Here is an 18,200-nt window from a genome sequence, read left to right on the forward strand (position 1 = left end):
GGTGTAAGGGGACCAACTGACGTCAGGTTGGGGTGTACTTTACGTCATCAACGTCTCAAAGCCCGAGCAGGATTCGGGTCCATAGGCTTGCAACAAGCCTGTCTTGATGCTCTATGCCGATACGAGGGGGAATGGCAGATCGGACGTCACCCAGTCAACGGTCCCGTTTTGGGCTCGCGGCCCGATGGAGCGTAAGGGCACCAGGATCTCATCTTGTTCCGGCATCGGCTGCGGCAGGCAGGAGCAGCTGAGCCATGTCGTCGCACTCCGCGTCCGTTAAAGGCTTGGGATGCGTTTGCGTCCACATAACGGCGCCAAAGAAAGCGATCTGGGCTATGAGGTCACGCTGCTCCGGTTCGATCTCGGCCCGCTCGACTGCGCGACCGAGCACGGCGTGGAAGGGGACGAGGGCTCTGTGCAGCGCCGCGGACATCAAAGCCTGCAGCTCGGCGGACGTGGACCTTGCCGCCTCCGTGAAGGCCTGACCCTCGGGCAACTCTGCATTGTCGCGCACAGTTCGTAACAGCACGGACAAATCATGACAGCTCGAGCCGGTGTCAGGAACAACGTCATAGCGGGCCAGGAGTGGCTCCAGGACGGCAGCCAGCAAGGCCGCCCGCGTCGGCCAACGCCGGTATACCGTCGTGCGGTTTACGCCTGCAGCCTTGGCTACGGCCTCAATCGTGAGGCCGGCATAACCTGCCCGTGACAGTTCCGCGGTGGTGGCACTTAGAACGGCATCAACTACCTGCGAACTGCGCGCGCCCTGCTGGACTCCCCGTGTTCTGCGCATTGAATCGGCCATGGAACAGCATTCTATTGACCTTGAGAAAAGGCAACAGTATGTTGCCTTTAGGCAATGGAGCCCCGTCGTCCGGGAGCCCGGCGCCCTCCATAACCAACGAGGAGCATGATGAGCACACATAACGTTGATTTCGCCGAGACGATGGGCTTCGACCGGCTGCCGACGCACATTGTCGAAAAGCGGGTAACCGACCTGATGGACCTCAAAGGAAAAAAGGCAGTAGTCACCGGAGCAGGGGGAGGCGGTCTGGGCCAGGCCATCGCCAACCGGCTTGCCGGCCTGGGGGCCGACGTCGCTGTCATTGATTTGAATAAGGACGGCGCCGTCGCCAACGCGGAGACCATCGAACGCCGATGGGGCACGCGAGCCATCCCGTTCCAGGCAGACCTGTCCGATTGGGATCAGGTGCATTCTGTGGTCTCGGAAAGCACGCAGGCTCTCGGGGGCCTGGACATCATGATCAATAACCCCGTTCAGGTGGTCTCCGACAGGTTCGAAAACCACACCAAGGCGGACATCGACTACACCGTCCACGGGAGCCTGACGATGCTGATTTACGGCGCACATGCCGCGGTCGAGCACTTCCTGCCCCAGGGCCACGGCCGCATCATTAACATCGCATCTGTTGGTGGACGGATACAGCACCGCGGACTTACCGTCTACAACGCGGCAAAGTCGGGTGTTATTGGCTTCACCCGCAATCTTGCCCATGAGTTCGCCTCACGGGGGATCAATGTCCTGGGGGTAGCTCCCGGGCTCATGATCAACCCCCTCCTGAGGGACATCCTGGCCAATGCCTCCGACGAGCAGGCTCTGGCCGCGAAAGGTTCGATGCTGGAAGCGGTTGACCGCTATATCCAGCTCGGTCGGGTATCCATCCCGGAAGAGGTTGCGAATATGGTCGCCTACCTCAGCACGGAGGCCGCTGACTATATGTGCGGCCAGACGATCGACGTTGCGGGCGGGCAGTGGATGGGGTGAGGCCCCTAGGCCCACTCTATATGGGGGTGTGAGGTCGGCAGGAGGTCACCATCCTCCTGCTGACTTCACGGTTTAGGGAGCATGGCAGCCTTCGATACTGGGACGCCCGCCCACCCCTCGATGCACAGCAGGACAGGCGCCCGCTTCCTCTAGAAAGCACAACTCAATTCCCGGAACCTTCTCAACGATGCGCCTGTACTGAGCACCGTCCTGCATGAGCCACAGGATCTTTCCGTCGGCAGTTATCGCCTCAACCTGCCCGCGGTCAACCTGCACACCGTTTCGATATATTGCGACATGCCGACCTGCGGCCGCCGTCCAATCGTCGACTGCGGACGGCACCTTCCGATCAGAAAAGCCTGCGGCGTGAATGCTCATGTGAAGGCCTTCAAGAAACCGGGGAGTAGGTGGCAGGAGAGCGCGGCGGGTGGAGCATGCGTGCCCTGAGCTGCACGTTTCAACACAGGGCCGATAGCACCGGGGCGAGGCTAACGTCTTCGTGCCTGCGAGGGCCGCCTTCCGGGGCTGCCCGAAGGCGCAAGTCCTGTTCCAGCACGATCCCGCGCTGGACGTCACTGGAGAATTGGACGGTGAACGTCCTGTGGTCGTGGCGGGTCACCAGGATCCCGTCCCGGGCGTTCGAGTTTTGCCTAGACATGAGTTCGGCGACGGCGGAGTCCAACGCCTCCTCCAGCTGCCTGCGGCTGTCTATGGTCAGCCGCAGGCGGCCAATTCCATTGCTAGGTACTTCCATGTCAACTTTTCCTTTAGCGGTTGGGCAAATGCAGGGGCACCGCGTTGATAGCAGGACGGCCACGGCGTCCTTGCGTGGGAACGTGTTATTCCAAGGGCAGGGAGCTCGGGGCTATGGGCTTCAGAGTGTGGCGGCTTTCCGGCTTGGGCCAGCGGGGCGGAGGCCACGTTTGGGCATTGGCCGTGCCTCAATAATTGGTCTCACATTTCGAGATCTTGCGGGCTGGTAAGGCCTTAGGGACTCAGGTAGAGTCTGTGAGACCTCTCTTTTCGGGATTTTTTCCCGGCGTGGTAAAAAAGATATGCGGGGTTACCCGTGAGGTCAAGTCACTGCTCCAGGCCGGCCCTTCGCGAGCAGAAGTGGACTAAGGCGAGTGCGGTCGGATGCGAAAAGGAGTGGCTATGACAAGCGTGGAGAGCGTGAAGCCACGCCGTGGTCGGCCGCGGAGGGTTGATCGCGAACGAATCATCGAGGCCGCCAAGGTACTTGACCCAGCAACTTTGACAATGCAGGCCCTCGCTGAGGAGATTGGCGTGGACCGGAAGACTCTGCATTACCACGTTGACAACCGCGACTCGCTGCTGCGGATGGTTGCTGCCGATGCATTCCGTGAGGCAGTTGCGGCCCACGATTTCACTCCCGAGAAGGACTGGAGGAAGGCCATACGCGCATTTGCCCATATCACCAGGGATGCCGTCATGGCTGCCGGTGCATGGGCAAGTTATGTCGGCTACGAAACCGAGGCCGATCTTGAGGCTATCCGACCGGCCGAGGCGGCTGCGGAGGCGCTCGTTGCCGCGGGTCTGGCTGAAGCTGAAGCCGGACGGGTGATAGCGATGCTGGCGGGCCTTGCCTTCACGTCCGCCACGGACCGCTCCATTCCAAAAACCGCTGGCCGGCACCCTCAGGAACCCGTCCTTGAACACTTGCTTGAGAAGGCCCCGCAAGAGGAGTTCACACTTCTCCGCAAGCTGGTTGGAGGCCGGTCAACGGAACTGGGCACCGAAGAGCAGTTTGCTTTCAATCTCGACATTGTGTCTCTTGGCGTGGAGCGCTTGCTCGAACGGCCGTGAGGCGGGGCTTCGTCACGATTTGCACCATGAGGGTCAATGGCGCACCAATTAGGCGCCTCCCTCGGGTGACAGGCCGGGAGGGACTGCCACAGTCGCATGCCGGTTGACTGCTGGTTCCACGCGTGACTTTTGTCGACCTCCGCCTTCTCCTGACTGCGCCTGCACGGCGGGGTTCTTCAAGGGAAAGTCTGTTTGCTGCCCACGTTCCCTCCGGTCACCCCATCGTGTATCACTGGACATGTCGGCCCTTGCGCTGACCCGCGCACTGCTTCTGCTGCCCGGCCTGACCGCCAGGACAAGCTCCCGCCATGCGATGCCGCACGCTGACTTTGGCGTGCGACTTGACTCACACTGCTGGGCCATCTAGGGTTTTTCCCACCCCGGGAAAAAACGGGCGCCGCGGTGGGAACACCAGCGGCTTGCTTCAACGGTGAAGGACAACCGTGGCGAGGACAGCCTGCAGACCCACGGGTCTGCACCGCAGACCAGCTTTGTTCCGGCGTCGTCAGGCACACCAGTAAAGCGTTGAGGGACTGACCCCCCTCTTGCCACGCCCGCGGTGTCGCGGGCTGGCGGAATAGGAGACCCAGTGAAAAACCAAGTACTGTCAACCCCTGATGTGGCGGTTCCCGTCGCAGACCAGGTCGAAGACCTCATCTCGCGCATGACCCTGGAGCAGAAGGTCGCCCAGCTCCAGTGCACCATCCCCATCACAGGCCACCTCGACGCAGGTCTGGCTAAGTTCCCCCACGGTCTGGGCGCTTCGGGAAGCATCAGCACCGGGGTATCCATCGAGGCCGACGCCGACCACTACGACCAGGTCCAGGACGCCGTGGTGGCCAAAACCGACCTGTCAGTGCCGCCGTTGCTCCATGGCGAGGCTGTCTCAGGCTGGACGGGACTTGGAGGGACAGTATTTCCCTCGGCGATCGGGCTGGGGGCCACGTGGCAACCGGACACGGTCGAAGGCATGACCGACATCGTCCGTGAGCAGATGCTCTCCGTTGGGGTTCGCCAGGCGCTGTCCCCCATCATGGACGTCGCCCGGGATCCCCGCTGGGGCCGGGTGGGCGAGACCTACGGCGAGGACCCCACGTTGTGCGCTGCCATGAGCGTTGCCTTCGTGAAGGGCCTGCAGGGGCAGAACCTTGCCGACGGCGTGGCCGCCACCGGAAAGCACTTTCTCGGCTTCGGCCTCGGGGAGGGCGGTCTGAACATGACATCCAACCCGATTTCTCCGCGCGAGCTCCGCGAGGTCTACGCCAAGCCGTTTCAGGCTGCCATTACCGAGGCCAACCTCGCTGGCATTATGAATTCCTACGGCACCATCGATGGCGAACTCATCATTGCCTCAAAGCACATCCTCGATGATCTGCTGCGCGAAGAAATGGGCTTCGAAGGCCTGGTCGTTTCCGACTACATGTCCATTAACCTCGCCGTCGACCTGAACGTCGGAGCAGACCCCACCGACGGTGGCATTAAGGCACTCAAAGCCGGGCTCGATGTTGAATTGCCCACGCCCTACGGCTTCACTGACGGCTTGGTCGAGGCAGTCAGGCGCGGCGAGCTCGAAGAGCGTTTCATCGACCGCGCGGTACGCCGCATGCTGACCCTTAAAGCTAACCTCGGCCTCCTTGAAGACAACGCAGCACGCAAAGAAATGATCGCAGCCGCCTACGAGCCGGAATCCACCAAGGCGCACAGCCTGAAGGCGGCGCGCGAATCGATCGTTCTGCTGAAAAATGAAGGGCTTCTTCCGCTGAACAAGGCTACGAAGAAGATCGCCGTTATCGGCCCTCACGCCAACTCTTTGCGCCTGTTCTTCGGCTGCTACACCTACCCGGCTTCAATCGATCTGGCAATGAGCGGGACCATGTCGGAAATGGCGGGAATGCTCGACCTTCCTGAATTGACTGCCTCATATGAACAGCCCCCGCTGGCGCCGCTCTTTGAGGGCAGCGACGTCCGCTCGGAGCCCGCAGCGGTGGAGCACGCGCTTCAAGGTGCGCTGGGGCACAAAACACCAACTATTGTCGCTTCTATCCAGGACAAGTGCCCCGAAGCCGAAGTGGTGTACGAAAAGGGCTGCGACATTGCCGGCACCAACCGCACGGGTTTCGATGCTGCTGTTGCCGCCGCCAAGGACGCGGACGTTGTCATTCTGACCCTCGGCGGTAAGTACGGCTGGGGCAGTTCCTGCACCTCCGGTGAAGGGATCGACACCGCCAACGTCGGCCTTCCCGGGATCCAGGAAGAACTTGCCCAGCGCATCTTCGAGACCGGCACCCCCGCTGTCATGGTGCACATGGACGCCAAACCTCTCTCCAGCGTCTACGTCGCCGAACACTTCCCGGCCATCATCGAAAACTGGTTCCCGGGTGAAACCGGAGGCCAGGCACTGGCTGACGTACTTTTCGGCGACTACAACCCTGCGGGACGTCTGCCGATGACGGCGGTCCGGGACGCCGGCCAGATCCCCCTTTACGCAGCCCACCGCCGCAGCAACAGCTTCAGCAGCGCCGGGACCATGATCATGAACCGGTACGTGGACGGTTCCAAGGTCCCCCTGTTCCACTTCGGGGAGGGAAAGAGCTACACCACCTTTGAGTACTCCAACCTCAACCTGACCCCGACGGTTACAGCCGACGGCGCGGTGCAGCTGTCCTGCGATATCACCAACACCGGGCAGCAGGACGGCGAAGAGGTCGTCCAGGTTTACGTCCGTGACGACCTCGCCAGCATGGTCCGCCCAGTTCAGGAACTGGCAGGCTTCAACCGGGTGTTCGTCAAAGCCGGGGAAACAAAAACCGTTCACTTTACGATGCGGGCCGACCAGTTCGCCTTCCTTGACGTCGACATGCGCTGGGTGGTCGAAGCCGGCCAGATGACCGTCAACGTCGGGGCTTCCTCAGCTGATATCCGCTTGACGGGGTCGTTCGACATCGAGAACTCCGCCGTCATTGATGGGAAAACCCGCGGCTTCTACGCCACAACCAGCATCTCCTAACACCACACTCTGCGGGGCACACGGGCATGACACCCGCGTGCTCCGCACCCGTCCGCGCGCCACCACAGGACCGGGGGCAGACAAGAAAACCCAAGGACTAGATATGCCAACAACAGCAACCCAAACGGAAGCATTCAATGAGGCCGTCGCACGCATCCGCAACGGCGGCCACCTGTCGGAAGAGGTTGACCAGCTTCTGGGACAACTGACGCAGGACGAGAAACTATGGCTCCTCGACGGCGACGCCGAGTTCTGGTCCGGCCTGGCCGAGATGAGCACAGGCTATAACCGCAAACCCATTGTCATGGGCGAAATCGCCCGGCTCGGAATCCCCGGACTGCGGTTCAGCGATGGCCCCCGCGGCGTCGTGATGGGCGAATCCACCGCCTTTCCCGTTTCCATGGCCCGCGGAGCGACCTGGGACCCGGAGCTGGAAGAGGAAATCGGAACCGCCATCGGCCGGGAAATGCGCGCACAGGGCGCCAACTTCTTCGGCGGGGTTTGCATCAACCTTCCCCGCCACCCGGCCTGGGGCCGGGCCCAGGAAACCTATGGTGAAGACCCCTATCTGCTGGGTGAATTCGGCGCCGCCCTCGTCCGCGGTATCCACCCGAACGCGATGGCCATCGCCAAACATTACGCCCTGAACTCGATGGAGAACGCGCGCTTCAAGGTTGACGTTCAGGCCGATGACGCCGCACTGCACGAGGTCTTCCTTCCGCACTTCCGCCGGGTCGTCGAAGAAGGCGTCGACGGCATTATGACCTCCTACAACTCCGTGAACGGCGAATGGGCCGGCCAAAACGAAACCCTCATGGAAGACATCCTCCGGCGCCAGTGGGGATTCGAAGGCGTGACCCTGTCCGACTTCGTCTTCGGGCTCCGCGACGCGGCACTGTCGCTGCAGGCCGGCCTGGACGTCGAGGCGCCCATGCGTCAACAACGAGCCCACTGGCTGCCCGCAGACCTGGAATCCGGCCGCGTCACCTGGGACCACGTGGACCGGGCAGTGCGACGCATCCTCCGTACCCAGCTCGCCCATTACGCGGCCAGGAACACCGAGGAACCTGGCCTCGACGTCATCCTCAGCAAGGAACACCGCGCCCTGGCCCGAAAAGTCGCCGCCACATCGATGGTGCTACTAAAGAACGAGCCCGTCGACGGAACACCCCTGCTGCCCCTGAAGGCAGACGAGATTGCGTCCGTGGCCCTGATCGGGCGGCTCACCAACCTGCCCAACACCGGGGACCAAGGATCCTCAAACGTCCGCTCGCCCGAGGTTGTGACTGCCCTGGACGGCATCAGAACTGCGCTCCCGGCAGCCAGCATCCTATCCGTTCTGGACGATGATGCCGACGCAGCCGCAGCAGCTGCAGCCCAAGCTGATATCGCCGTCGTTGTCGTCGGCTACACGGCGCAGGACGAAGGCGAGTTCATCGGTTCGGAAGGCATGTCTGACCCCGCCATCCTCGCCGTGTTCCCCCCCCTGCCCGAGGGTGTAGATCCGTCAGACCTGTCAGGAGCAGCCGGGGCCATGGGCACCGCCGAGGGCGGCGACCGCGCAAGCCTTCGGCTTCGCCCCATCGACGAGGCCATCATCAAGGCGACGGCACAGGCTAATCCGCGCACCATCGTCGTAGTCGTCACTGCCGGCGCTGTCATCACCGAGGACTGGCGCTCACAGGTACCCACCCTGCTGATCGGCTGGTACAGCGGCGTTGAGGGAGGACACGCCCTGGCCGACGTACTGACCGGCACAGTGGATGCCAGCGGCCGGCTGCCTTACTCGATCCCCACCACAGAGGAACACCTGCCGTACTTCGACCGTGATGCCAGCAGCATCACGTATGACCGCTGGTTCGGTCAGCGGCTGCTGGACCGCGACGGGCACCCCGCCGCTTTCCCCCTCGGCTACGGACTCTCCTACACAAGCTTCGAGACCACAGAACTGTCCGTGACTGGCGTATCCGGGGAGTCTTTGGCAGCCTCCGTCCGCGTTACCAACACCGGCAACCGCGACGGCCGTCATGTCGTCCAGCTCTACGCCACGACCAAGGCGGAAGATTTCCCCACAAGGGTTCTGATCGGTTTCACGCCGGTCCACCTGGAACCAGGCCAAACCGCCACCGTCACGCTGGAAGGTTCCCTGCGCCCCCTGCAGCGCTGGGCAGACGGGGACTTCTCCTGGGCCGACGCCGAAGCGACCCTGGAAGCCGGCGCCTTCTCCGGCGACCCGAACGCCGCGACTGCTGCACTTCACCTGCCCTGACCAACCCGTCAACGACCGACGGAACAACGACACGCAAGGAAAACAACGATGCAGAAAACATCCTTTAATCACGGCTGGGGTGTCCGCCGCCAAACCAGCCCTTTCCTCGAGATCATGGGCCAGGCACAGGCGCCGGTGCCAGTCACGCTGCCCCACGACTGGCTCATCTCCCAGCCCCGCTCCGCCGACAACCAGCCGGGGGGCCTCACCGGATACTACGGCGAAGACGTCATCGAATACGTCAAGACCTTCCACGCGCCGGAGGGCTACCGGGAAGGGCGGGTCGAGATCCAGTTCGACGGCGTCTACCGTGGGGCGATGATTTTCGTCAACGACGCCTTCGTCGGCCAGCGTCCGTACGGATACATCCCCTTCTCGGTCCGGATCGACCCCTACCTGCACGACGGCGACAACGAAATCCGGGTGGAGTGCCGCAACCACTTCGACGCCCGCTGGTACTCCGGCCTGGGAATTTACCGGGACACTCACCTGCTCGTCGGCCCGCCCCTGCACGTGGCACGGAACGGCGTCAAAATCCGCACCATCAGCGCCGACGCAGAAACAGCGGTCGTCGGGGTCATCACCGAGCTCCAAAACGACTCCAAAGAACTGCACACCGTCAAGGTCGTCACCGAACTCGTGGACAAGACCGGCACGGTCGTCGCGGCCGAATCGGCTTCCCTTGCGGTACGCCCGCTGGAGTCCGCGCGGCTGCGCCAGCAGTTCACCGTAGATGCCCCACAGCGCTGGAGCGTCGACTCCCCGTCGCTGTACACCTGCCGGACCCGTTTGGAACCCAGCAACAGCGCTGGCGAAACCGTTGAAACCAGCTTCGGTATCAGAACGCTGGAGTGGGACGTGCGGCACGGCATGCGAATCAACGGTGAAACAGTGAAATTGCGCGGCGGCTGCATCCACCACGACAATGGCTTGATTGGCGCTGCCACCATCGCCCGCGCGGAAGAACGCCGCGTTGAACTCCTCAAAGAGGCGGGCTACAACGCCATCCGCTCCGCCCACAACCCCATCAGCGCTGCAATGCTCGATGCCTGCGACAGGCTTGGCATGCTGGTCCTCGACGAGTTCACCGACGGCTGGACCTCCTCCGGACTCGGTTTCGGCTACGGCGTAGACATGAATGAATGGTGGCGCCGCGACCTCACAGAAATGCTGGAGCGGGACTACAACCACCCAAGCGTCATCATGTATTCCATCGGCAACGAGGTCTCCGATACCGGCAACACCTGGGGCGCCATCCACGGTCGGGACATGGTCGACTTCATCAAGACCCTCGATGACACCCGCCCCGTCACCAACGCCATCAACCCCATGATGACCGTCCTCCACGACCTCAAAGCCCAGGTTGGCCAGCAGGCCGACGATGCCGGCGGAGTCAACTCCTTCATGCGCGACTTCGGAGAACTGACAAAAGACCTGGTCGCATCCGACCTCGCTACAGAGCGGCTTGAAGAAGCGATGTCCCAGGTGGACATCCCCGGCTACAACTACGCCTACGGCAGGTACGAGCTGGACATGAAACAGCACCCTCAGCGGCTGCTGGTCGGCACGGAAGGCCTGCCCAACAAACTCGATGAAGTATGGGACTACGTCAAACGCCACCCGCAGGTCATCGGAGAGTTCAGCTGGACAGCCTGGGAATACATCGGCGAAGCCGGCCTTGGGGCGGACAAGCCCGCCGAAGAAGCTTTCTTCGGGAACTACCCCTGGCGTCTGTCCATGACCGCCGACCACGGCGTCACCGGCCAGCGCCGTACGCTCTCCTACTGGCGTGAAGTGGTCTGGGGGTTGCGGACCACCCCGTTCATCGCAGTCCACCGCCCCGACATCACCGACAAGGAAAGCCTCAAAGCCTCCCTTTACACCTGGAGTGACAGCGTCAGCAGCTGGACCTGGGGAGGCTATGAAGGCACCCCGATGACTGTCGAGGTGTACTCCGACGCCGAGGAAATCGAACTGCTCCTCAACGGTCAGACCATTGGCCGCGCCCCGGCCGGGGAGACAAACCGGTTCATGGCAGTTTTCGAGGTGGACTATCAGCCCGGTGAGCTCGTCGCTGTCGCCTACCGCAACGGTCAGGAGACAGCCCGCGAAGTTCTGCGGTCCGCTGCGGCCACTACCGGGCTGACAGCAACCCCGGACCGGACCGAAATCCGCGCCGACGACAACGACCTCGCTTTCGTGACCATCAGTATTGCCGACAATGCCGGCATCATTGATGTTCTGAACAATACGGCAGTGACAGTGATAGTCAGCGGCAACGGCGTCCTCCAGGGTCTTGGCAGTGCCGATCCAAAATCAGAAGACGACTACGCGTCATCGGTCTGCACAACCTTCCTCGGTCAGGCGCTTGCCGTTATCCGCCCGACCGGTCCCGGAGAGATCAAGGTCAGCATCGAGTCTGAAAAATTCGCGACGGTGGAAACAGTCATCAAGGCCATCTAAGCTGCAGCGGGCGGCGTTGCCTGGGCCAAGGAAACAGGACCAGGCAGCGCCGCTAGCGTTGACGCACGGGAAGATCCGGGACCTTATGCCCTGGACTCCGCCACCCACCTGCCAGGACCAGGGGTTCTGACCCAAAGCCTCAACATAAGGGCCTGGGATCCGGTACAGCCGGATCCCAGGCCCCTTGCACAATCAATATCTTCCTATTGGCTGCAGGGTTCTCCTCAGGCGCCGGCGGCTACAAGCTGGTCGTGCGTTTGGGGGTGGTGGCTCAAAAGCCCGCCATCGACAGAAATGATCTGGCCGGTGATGTAGGCAGCGGCGGGGGATGCAAGGAATGTGACAACCTCCGCCAAGTGCCCCGGCGTGCCCAGATATGGGGTCGGGGTATGCCGGCCCAGGATCTCGAGTGCATCGTCGGCAATTCCACCCTGGGCTGAAGCGCTCAGCGTAAAGCACGAGCACACGGCATTCCATCGGATTCCCTGCCGTACTGACTTGCAGTGTAGACGGTGAGTGCATTGATCGCCGCCTTGCAGGCACCGTAGGCAAGGGCATAGCCCCGGACATTGATATCGAATATTGCATCCCATAAGTCGATCTCCAGATCGACGCTGTGTCTCCGCCAGGACGGCGGCGGAATTGTCGTGCAGGATATCGACGGTACCGTAGGCAGAAACCGCGCGCTCAAACAAAGCCTTAGTAGTGTCCGGATCACTAAGGTCCAGAGGCTGTGCGACGGCTCCGACTCCTGTGGAACAGATTTCTTGTGCCAACGCCTGCGCAGCATCTTCTTCGAGGACCGCGACAACCACCTTTGCCCCCCTCCCCGCCATCATGCGCGCGGTGGCTCCGCCAATGCCTACCCCAAGCTGCCGCAACGTCGCACCCGTAACGACGGCGACTTTGCAACAAGGTTCAAACCGGTGGTGGCTGCGGTATCCATCCAAAGCTCCATGTGGAGTGGTTGTGGACGCGGCCGACCCTTTCTGCGGGCCCGCCACCGCCCGTTCGAGCCGCCGTTGTCAGCCGATCAGTGCCTTGACCCGGTCAGCGACCATGTCAATGGTCCTGGTTGGAGAAAGACGTCCGAGGCGGTCAACGCCGCGCGCGTCGGCACCTATGAGGACACGGAACGATTCGGACGCCACCGCGTCGACGATCTGCCGTCCAGCATCCTGGGGTGACGTAGTTTTCGGTGGTTTCCCATTCGGTAGCGTCAGTTTTGAGGTGTCGAGGGTGACTCCTGAGTTTCCCAGAATGTCCGTTCCGACACCGCCGGGAAAGACGACGGTGACGTTGATGTTGGTATCTCGCAGTTCCGCGTAGAGCGTCTCGGTGAACAACTTCACGGCAGCCTTACTTGCCCCATAGGCGCCTTGGCCCGGGGAGGGAACGAGTCCTCCCATGCTGGAGACGTCGACAAGACTCGCGGTCGGACGTTCGAGCAACGCGGGAAGGAACGCCTTGACCATGTACACGGTGCCCCAGAAGTTGACGGACATGACCCGTTCAATCTCCTCGATCGAGAGTTCCAGGAGGGGAACAAACCGGTGGATGATCCCGGCGACGTTGATCAGGCCATCTATCTGGTTGTGCTCCTTGAGAATGTGTTCCGGGAGTGTCTGCACGGCTGCTCGGTCCGTGATGTTCAGGGTGTGCAGCGACAGTGCGCCGACGGGTGCGCCGGCACGCGAGGCAGTTTCCGTCAAAGCGGACTGATTGAGATCCACAGCCGCGACGCGCGCTCCCCGCCGCAGCAGCTCGAGAACGACTTCGCGCCCGATGCCGTTGCCGCCACCGGTAACCGCGAAAACCTTGTTCTTTAGTTCCATTGATCAAATCCCCTTTGAAGATTCCCGGGCATGTCTCTTCGACCGGGTGGTCGCTCCTGAGTCGCGTAGCGCCCGGTTTCGAGAACGCTGCCAGGACGATTGTGCTGAGCCGTCCGCAGCCGGGCCGCTGCCGGTTTGGCTGGGAGTTGCTGAGATTGCGCCTACCTTTTTTGAAGCAGTGGGTGCAGCGCCAGGAAGGAACGCGGATATTTCCCGGGCTGGGGAAAATTTAGCCGCGCTGACCGCGCAAGTCAACCCCCGACGCAGTGAGCCGACGGTGGGCCGCGGAGCCCTCGTCACCCGCCGGGGCTGCGGGGCATTGACGAAATCGGGGAGGCGGGTCTACTATTTTTCCCGCATGGGAAAAACTTGCCGGCGATTCCGAGAATGTAATTACCAACTGGGCGTGAGGATCTCAGAGCGACTGGGATGCGCCTGGAGCCAATGCGCCCTTTGATGGGTCCGCCTCCGTGACCGGGACCGGTGTGGGGAACTGGTTCCCCAGGCGGCGCGACATAGCCGCCGGGGTCGGTCGGACCCTCTGCGGGTGAACCTCCATCAACGAAGGTCACTCATGTAGGGGCACACGACCGAGGCCAACCCGTGTCGCGGATTGTCCAGCATTACTGAAGCGCTAACACCTGCCTCTACTCAAACCCCCAAAGGAGCGGACATGACGACAGAGTCGCGGAATGCACCGCAGGACCCGATCCGCGTCGGTGTGCTGGGAGCGGCCACCATCGTGAAGGAGGCACTCCTCCGCCCAAGTTCACGGGTCGACGGGATCCAGGTAACTGCCATAGCGGCGCGGGTCCCGGAACGGGCGGCCCGTTACGCGGCCAAACATGAAATTGCCAGGGTGCATTCGTCATATGCGCATCTGTTGGATGATCCCGACATCGATGCCGTATATATCCCTCTTCCCTCTGCTCTGCACGCTCAATGGATCGTAGAAGCCCTAAATGCGGGAAAACATGTGCTCTGCGAGAAGCCGTTTACAAGCAACGCAACGGCTGCGGAGGAAGTGGCATCAGTTGCTGCCACGTCTTCCTTCGTCCTGATGGAGGCTTACCACTCGCACTACCACCCGCTGCGGAAAAGACTGCACGAGATTCTTGAATCAGGCGAGTTGGGGGAAATTTGGGGTGCAAATGCCTACGCCTGTGCCCCCATTCCGCCTGGGAGGGACATACGGTGGAACTTCGCTCTAGGCGGTGGCGGTCTGCTCGACCTCGGCTACTACCCGTTGAGGCTTCTTCGCGACTTGTTCGGCGAGACCGGCGAGGTACAGGCCACTGCAAGGACGCGGGGAGCCATCGACGCCCGGCTGGAAGCGCAGCTGACCCATGTCGGGGGAGTCACGTCAACGTTGATGTCCTCGCTCTGGTCCAAGACCCTGCTGGCCTCGCGACTCGAAGTTCAAGGCTCCAAGGGCCGTATGCGTGTCGGCACCCCCACCCACCCGCAATTGGGCGGAAAAATCCGTATAGAAGGTATTTCCGGCTCGCGTACGGAACGTCCGGACCGGCGTTCCACATACGACTACCAGTTGGAAGCGTTTAGAGATGCAATACGGGGCGGGGCGGTCCAGACAGGCGCCCGCGAAGCTGTTGCCCAGCTGCGGGCAATCGACGCCCTTTACGAGGCAGCAGGACTTCCAGTAAGACCGTCCAGCCCTGTCAGAGCACTCAAGTAGCCCCCATGGCTGCCCGAAGCACCCTTAGCCCACAGCAGGAGGCCACCGTGGACACGCCAGCTGATCGCGCAAAGCCTTACGGCAAGGGACAGTTTGCAGGCAAGACCATCATCGTCACTGGCGCTGCAGCGGGGACCGGTCAGGCAACGGCACTGCATATAGCCAGCCAGGGGGGACGCGTCATAGCCGTGGATATCAACGAGGAACGTCTCGACTACCTGGTGGCACAGAATCCCGGCCTGGACCTGGTGCCTGTCCCGGGCGATGTTGCCAGCACTGAAACCGTCACTGCGGCCGTTGCTAGTGCCGGGCAGGTGGACGGGCTGGCGAACATCGCCGGTGCTGTCGATAACTTCGCCCCCATTCACGCCATCGACGATGAGCTGTGGGAACGCGTCTTCCATGTGAACGTCACAGCTCCGATGCATCTCACCCGTGCAGTTCTGCCAATGATGCTCGCTCGTGGCCGGGGGTCCGTCGTAAACCTCGCTTCCGAGGCAGGATCGATCGAATCCGCGGCGGGGGCTGCCTACACCGCCTCGAAATACGCTGTGCTCGGGTTGACTAAGAACTCGGCCTTGGCTTTTGGCGCCCGGGGCTTGCGCTTCAACGCAGTAGTGCCCAGCCCTTCCCTTCCAGGGGATTCAAAGTGGCGGTCACCTGGCCTTCTGGAAGGACTTGGCGCATCAAGGACGGCGACTCCGTCCCTGGCTCCAACCGCTGTGCAGGTTGCCGAGTGCATCAGCTTCCTGCTCAGCGACGAAAGCTGTGAGGTGAATGGAGCCCTCGTCCACATCGATGGCGCCTGGAGAACGATTTAAAGGAGGCGCTGGTGCGCGGAAACCACCGGCCCCGGACGGGGTAGGCCCGGGGCCGCTGGAACGCCTGGTCGGCACCTAAACGTGGCGTACCGCGCAGCCGGGGGCTGAGGAGCACTACTCGCTCAGTCATAGGGCAAAAATACTGCAGCTGAGCCGATGTTCCTCCCCAGCCAAGAGGCGGATGAGGTCCTTTCCGCTGTTGAAGGCATCCGGGGGGCAGCTCATTGGTTCCACAGCGAGACCCAACCTGGTGGGCAGGGGTGGCGTGCGGTCGGCCGTGTGCAATTGAAGCCAAGGGCAGTTGCGGTCCCAGGACATTCCTACCCCAACACCGGTAGGGTCCCAGAGCGTCAGCCCGGCTCGGCCGGAATCGTCGAAGGCAAGTCCTGTAAACGCGTGGTCCATGGCCGTCGAACCGATGGGCCGGGGATCCCTATAATCAAAGGCATGGCCGTGCACGTCGCGCTCCCCGGTCGGAAGTAACCGGTCTGCGCTAACGGCGAGGAACCGCTCGGCACCGAACTGAAGGATCCACTGGTCCAAGGGAGACGGGCCGGCCACCAGGTATGGGTGGGGACATGCGCCGTAGGGAGCTGTCGATGTACCCGTGTTCCTGGCGGCCAGGGTGATGCTCAGGCCCTCCGGTGTCAGCCGGTACTCGGCAGTCAACTGCAGGCTGAACGGATATCCCATAGAGGCTGAGACAGTCGTCTCGAGTATCACCGTCGTGTCCTCGTGGAGCACCAGTTCCCACGCCTTGTCGAACACCAGGCCATGCAGTGCGTTGCCGCGGGCCTGCTCGTTGCGCGGCAGCTCCAGGGCGCTGCACTCGAAGGTGTAGCGCCCGTCCGCGATGCGGTTTGGCCAGGGCGCTGCGATGATGCCCCTGTAGTCCGGAGTGGGATGTCCCGTGCGGGACGGAAGGACCAAATCCCTTTCACCGAACTGCAAGTTCAGCAGGGTAGCTCCTGTTGCACTGACGGTGGCAGTGTAGCTGCCGGACCTGATCGCGTACTCGCTCACCGGTGCGTCCAACGCATCCATCAGGCGTAAAGGCCTGCATAGCTGCGGTACCTGGAGAGCACCTGCGCAGTGTCTGCCGCCGCGGGACGTTCCACGGCGTTCAGTGGCCAGTCAGGAAAGCTCCCCGTCAGGGCGGCGGCTGCCTGGCGGGCGGCCCCGTCCGCGACGTATTCGCCGGGTTGGGGGACGGTGATGTCGATGCCCAGGAGTTGAACTGCCACGTCCTGAACAGCCGGTGACTGGGCGCCACCGCCTACGAGGATAATTCTTCGAGCCTTGACGCCCTGGGCCTGCAGGGCGGCCAATCCGTCCGCCAGTGAGCACACGACTCCTTCGACGGCGGCACGGGCCAGGTTCTCGGGGGTGTAATTGGCTCGGGTGATGCCATGCAAGGCGCCTGTTGCGTCCGGCAGGTTTGGGGTGCGTTCGCCGTCGAAGTAGGGGACTAGGGTCAAACCGCCTGAACCGGAGGCCGCAGAGAGCGCCAGGGTATTAAATTCCTGCAGGGTGACCCCCAAAAGCGCCGCAGTGGCGTCGAAAACCCGGGTGGCATTCAAAGTGCATACGAGGGGGAGGTAATGGCCGGTTGCGTCGGCAAATCCGGCCACCAGGCCGGAGGGGTCGGCGGATGGTGCTTCAGAGACCGCGAAGACCGTGCCGGAGGTCCCCAGTGACATGACGACGTCCCCCAGCCGGGCGCCGGCTCCCATGGCGGCGGCGGCGTTGTCTCCAGCTCCTGCAGCCAAGAGGACCCCGTCCGGGGTCTTTCCCGCCGCTTCAAGGGGACCAAGGACTTTCGGCAAGACGGGCAGGTGGCCGACCGAACCCGAGATGACTGCAGGAAGATACTGACCGGCAGCAGTCGAATAGTAGCCGGTGCCTGACGCGTCGGAACGGTCTGTCACGAGGGCCTGAAGACCTTCGGCACCGGAACCCGGACCGTAACCAGCCAGCCTCCACGTCAGCCAGTCGTGCGGCAAACACACAGCGGCAACTTTCGCAGCATTCTCCGGCTCGTTCTGGGTCAGCCAGTGCAGTTTGGTGAGTGTGAGGGATGCGACGGGGACCGTCCCGGTGGCACCGGCCCAGTATCCCGCTCCGGCAATCGGGTCACCTCCACCGGCGGCCTTAATCAGTTCCGATGCGGTCCCAGCGCTGCGGGTGTCATTCCACAGCAGCGCGGGCCGGACCACGGCACCGTCGGCGTCGAGGCAGACCATGCCGTGCTGTTGCCCGGCGACGGAGACAGCGGCGACGTCGTCGAGGCCGCCCGCCTGCGCGATGGCCTCCTGGAGGGCAGTCCACCAGTGGTCCGGGTGGACTTCGGTGCCTTCGGGGTGGGTGGCGCGGCCCTGGCGGACGAGTTCTCCGGTGTCCGCATCGCGGATGATTACTTTGCAGGACTGGGTGGAGCTGTCAACTCCGGCTACGAGCGGCATGGCTGTTCTTTTCTTTGTGCAGGAATGGAAACGC

At 62.5% G+C, this 18,200-nt stretch carries 13 protein-coding genes; 7 read left to right on the top strand and 6 right to left on the bottom strand.

Annotated elements, in window-relative coordinates; translation table 11 throughout:
- Nucleotides 1-208 precede the first annotated feature (208 nt).
- Entirely contained in the window at nt 209-805 is a 597-nt protein-coding gene (locus C563_RS0112960; protein ID WP_018762489.1) for a TetR/AcrR family transcriptional regulator, read from the bottom strand.
- A gap of 108 nt (nt 806-913) precedes the next feature.
- Here C563_RS0112960 and C563_RS0112965 point away from each other — a divergent pair, with 108 nt between their 5' ends.
- Nucleotides 914-1,786 (top strand): SDR family NAD(P)-dependent oxidoreductase, encoded by an 873-nt coding sequence (locus C563_RS0112965; RefSeq protein ID WP_018762490.1) that lies wholly within the window; start codon nt 914-916, stop codon nt 1,784-1,786.
- A 457-nt stretch (nt 1,787-2,243) separates the two neighbouring features.
- On the opposite strand, the gene C563_RS21240 is transcribed toward C563_RS0112965, so the two are convergent.
- Entirely contained in the window at nt 2,244-2,540 is a 297-nt protein-coding gene (locus C563_RS21240; RefSeq protein ID WP_018762492.1) for a hypothetical protein, read from the bottom strand.
- 401 nt (nt 2,541-2,941) lie between these two features.
- Here C563_RS21240 and C563_RS0112980 point away from each other — a divergent pair, with 401 nt between their 5' ends.
- The 4 genes from C563_RS0112980 to C563_RS0112995 all read left to right on the top strand — a co-directional run bounded on the left by C563_RS0112980 (nt 2,942) and on the right by C563_RS0112995 (nt 11,352).
- Nucleotides 2,942-3,613, top strand: coding sequence for a TetR/AcrR family transcriptional regulator (locus tag C563_RS0112980; RefSeq protein ID WP_043424144.1), 672 nt, complete (start codon nt 2,942-2,944; stop codon nt 3,611-3,613).
- A 589-nt stretch (nt 3,614-4,202) separates the two neighbouring features.
- Complete coding sequence (locus C563_RS0112985; RefSeq protein WP_018762494.1) at nt 4,203-6,620, top strand: glycoside hydrolase family 3 N-terminal domain-containing protein; 2,418 nt, start codon at nt 4,203-4,205, stop codon at nt 6,618-6,620.
- Nucleotides 6,621-6,723: 103 nt separating this feature from the next.
- A complete protein-coding gene (locus tag C563_RS0112990; RefSeq protein WP_018762495.1) occupies nt 6,724-8,889 on the top strand; it encodes a beta-glucosidase family protein in 2,166 nt (721 codons plus the stop codon).
- Between the two features lie 48 nt (nt 8,890-8,937).
- Nucleotides 8,938-11,352 (top strand): glycoside hydrolase family 2 TIM barrel-domain containing protein, encoded by a 2,415-nt coding sequence (locus C563_RS0112995; protein ID WP_018762496.1) that lies wholly within the window; start codon nt 8,938-8,940, stop codon nt 11,350-11,352.
- Between the two features lie 224 nt (nt 11,353-11,576).
- On the opposite strand, the gene C563_RS22960 is transcribed toward C563_RS0112995, so the two are convergent.
- Both C563_RS22960 and C563_RS0113005 read right to left on the bottom strand, forming a co-directional pair.
- Nucleotides 11,577-12,356 (bottom strand): SDR family oxidoreductase, encoded by a 780-nt coding sequence (locus C563_RS22960; RefSeq protein WP_081624163.1) that lies wholly within the window; start codon nt 12,354-12,356, stop codon nt 11,577-11,579.
- Between the two features lie 21 nt (nt 12,357-12,377).
- Nucleotides 12,378-13,187 carry an SDR family NAD(P)-dependent oxidoreductase gene (locus C563_RS0113005; RefSeq protein ID WP_018762498.1) on the bottom strand — a complete coding sequence of 270 codons (810 nt, stop codon included), beginning with the start codon at nt 13,185-13,187 and terminating at the stop codon, nt 12,378-12,380.
- A 673-nt stretch (nt 13,188-13,860) separates the two neighbouring features.
- On the opposite strand from C563_RS0113005, the gene C563_RS0113010 reads away from it, so the two are divergent.
- Together C563_RS0113010 and C563_RS21245 are read left to right on the top strand one after the other, a co-directional pair.
- Nucleotides 13,861-14,883 (top strand): Gfo/Idh/MocA family protein, encoded by a 1,023-nt coding sequence (locus tag C563_RS0113010; protein ID WP_018762499.1) that lies wholly within the window; start codon nt 13,861-13,863, stop codon nt 14,881-14,883.
- Between the two features lie 47 nt (nt 14,884-14,930).
- The gene (locus C563_RS21245) at nt 14,931-15,704 is read left to right on the top strand and encodes an SDR family NAD(P)-dependent oxidoreductase (RefSeq protein WP_018762500.1); all 774 of its coding nucleotides are present in this window, start codon (nt 14,931-14,933) and stop codon (nt 15,702-15,704) included.
- A gap of 126 nt (nt 15,705-15,830) precedes the next feature.
- Here the strand turns inward: C563_RS21245 and C563_RS0113020 are convergent, their stop codons facing one another.
- On the bottom strand, nt 15,831-16,748 hold the full coding sequence (locus C563_RS0113020) for an aldose 1-epimerase family protein (protein WP_018762501.1): 918 nt from the start codon (nt 16,746-16,748) through the stop codon (nt 15,831-15,833).
- The gene (gene xylB / locus C563_RS0113025) at nt 16,748-18,166 is read right to left on the bottom strand and encodes a xylulokinase (RefSeq protein ID WP_018762502.1); all 1,419 of its coding nucleotides are present in this window, start codon (nt 18,164-18,166) and stop codon (nt 16,748-16,750) included. Before xylB ends, C563_RS0113020 begins: the two co-directional genes overlap by 1 nt.
- Between the last annotated feature and the right edge of the window lie 34 nt (nt 18,167-18,200).

Origin of the sequence: Arthrobacter sp. 135MFCol5.1 (assembly GCF_000374865.1) — a bacterium.
In the GTDB taxonomy this organism is placed as follows: domain Bacteria; phylum Actinomycetota; class Actinomycetes; order Actinomycetales; family Micrococcaceae; genus Arthrobacter.

Excerpts from the sequence above, each read along its gene's own strand:
- C563_RS0112980 (WP_043424144.1), top strand. The coding sequence starts at position 2,942 with ATGACAAGCGTGGAGAGCGTGAAGCCACGCCGTGGTCGGCCGCGGAGG.
- C563_RS21240 (WP_018762492.1), bottom strand. The coding sequence starts at position 2,540 with ATGGAAGTACCTAGCAATGGAATTGGCCGCCTGCGGCTGACCATAGAC.
- C563_RS0112990 (WP_018762495.1), top strand. The coding sequence starts at position 6,724 with ATGCCAACAACAGCAACCCAAACGGAAGCATTCAATGAGGCCGTCGCA.
- C563_RS0113005 (WP_018762498.1), bottom strand. The coding sequence starts at position 13,187 with ATGGAACTAAAGAACAAGGTTTTCGCGGTTACCGGTGGCGGCAACGGC.
- xylB (WP_018762502.1), bottom strand. The coding sequence starts at position 18,166 with ATGCCGCTCGTAGCCGGAGTTGACAGCTCCACCCAGTCCTGCAAAGTA.
- C563_RS0112960 (WP_018762489.1), bottom strand. The coding sequence starts at position 805 with ATGGCCGATTCAATGCGCAGAACACGGGGAGTCCAGCAGGGCGCGCGC.
- C563_RS0113020 (WP_018762501.1), bottom strand. The coding sequence starts at position 16,748 with ATGGATGCGTTGGACGCACCGGTGAGCGAGTACGCGATCAGGTCCGGC.
- C563_RS0112995 (WP_018762496.1), top strand. The coding sequence starts at position 8,938 with ATGCAGAAAACATCCTTTAATCACGGCTGGGGTGTCCGCCGCCAAACC.
- C563_RS0113010 (WP_018762499.1), top strand. The coding sequence starts at position 13,861 with ATGACGACAGAGTCGCGGAATGCACCGCAGGACCCGATCCGCGTCGGT.
- C563_RS0112965 (WP_018762490.1), top strand. The coding sequence starts at position 914 with ATGAGCACACATAACGTTGATTTCGCCGAGACGATGGGCTTCGACCGG.